General features: G+C 73.2%; 2 protein-coding genes. Both read right to left on the bottom strand.

Annotated elements, in window-relative coordinates; translation table 11 throughout:
- Window positions 1-150: 150 nt before the first annotated feature.
- On the bottom strand, window positions 151-732 hold the full coding sequence (locus tag PROKR_RS20655) for a DUF4190 domain-containing protein (protein WP_051433195.1): 582 nt from the start codon (window positions 730-732) through the stop codon (window positions 151-153).
- Window positions 733-796: 64 nt separating this feature from the next.
- Window positions 797-1,450: DUF4190 domain-containing protein (locus tag PROKR_RS30880; protein ID WP_051433194.1), on the bottom strand; the 654-nt coding region annotated here is incomplete at its 5' end.

Below are 1,450 nucleotides of genomic sequence, written 5' to 3'. Positions count from 1 at the left end.
TGGACCCCGCCGAGCGCGTCGTGACCCGCCGGACCGACGGCGGCGCTACTGCCCTGCTGGTGCGGCCCGACGGGTACGTGGCCGACGCGGCCGCGGGTGCGTGATCCGCGGCCCCGCCGGGCGGTGGTCCGTGGCCCGCAAGTCGGTGGCTCAGTACTCGTAGCTGTAGGTGGAGGTCGTCTCGTCGAAGAAGCCCTCACGGAACTCCGGGATGCTGAACAGGATGACGAGCCCGACCACCGCGAGGAGGGTGAGGCCGATCGTGACCCAGCCGGTGATGAGCCCGGCCAGGCCCATGCCGCCGTTGTCGGCCAGGCCCTCCTTCTGCGCCTTGCGGCTGAGGTGTCCGGTGATGACCGCCGGGATGCCGGCGAGGAACCCGACCCCGCAGCTGAACAGCATGAGGACGCTCAGGATGCCGAGCACGAGGGACCAGATGCCCAGGGCGTTCTTCTCGGGCGGGGCGACGTAGCCGTAGGCCGTGCCGTACTGGTAGGGCTGGCCGGGATACGGCTGGCCCGGATGGGGCTGGCCCGGTCCGTACGGTTGCTGGTGGGGCTGAGCCCCGTACGCCGGCGGTGCGGGCTGCTGCGGGTAGGGCTGCCCGTAAGGGCTGGGCGGTGCGGGCTCCTCCGGTACGGGCTGGTCCGGTGCGGGCCCCGGCCGGGCGCCCCGGTCGGCGGGCTGTGCGGGCGGGTCGTAGGGCGACTTCCACTCGTCGGGCTGGGTCATGCTTCCACCTTCCACCAGGTACGCGGGACGCGAACACGCGGCCCGGTGCTCGTGCGTGGGCCGCTCACGACTGGGACACGGAGAACGCGGCGCCGAGCAGACCGAAGAACAGGAACATGATCCACGCGAGGATCCCGAGGCCGAAGAGGCCCACGTTGATCCAACCGAGGACCAGCCCCGCCGTCGCCGAGCCGGGGTTGTTCGCCAGGCCCTCGCGGACCGCCTTGCGGCTCGCGTTCCCCGTGAAGATCGCGACGACGCCGAGCACGAGCGGGCACATGATCCAGCTCAGGATGCCTGTGACCAGCGACCAGACGCCCAGGTCGTTCTTCGGCGGCGCGGGCGCGTAGCCGTACTGCGGCGCCGCGCCGTACTGGTACTGCGGCGGGTAGGGCTGGACCTGGCCGGTGGCGTACTGCCCGGAGGTGTACTGGCCCGTGGGGTACTGCCCGGTGGGGTACTGCCCGGTGGGGTACTGACCCGACTGGTACTGACCCGACGGGTACTGGTCAGGCTGGCCTGGGGCGTACTGGCCCGAGGCATGCGGCTCCGGGCGGACCGCGGCGTCCTGGACCGGCGGGACCGGCGGGACCGGCAGGTGCTGCACGGGGTGGCCGTACACCGGCGCGGCGGGGGGCGTCGGGGACGCCGGCCCGTAGGGCGACGTCGGCCGGTCGGCCGCCGGCTGCTCGACGGTCGGCCGGTCGGGAGCGGGCTG

Source organism: Promicromonospora kroppenstedtii DSM 19349 (assembly GCF_000515355.1).
GTDB classification, from domain to species: domain Bacteria; phylum Actinomycetota; class Actinomycetes; order Actinomycetales; family Cellulomonadaceae; genus Promicromonospora; species Promicromonospora kroppenstedtii.
This window is presented reverse-complemented; position numbering and strand designations above follow the sequence as displayed.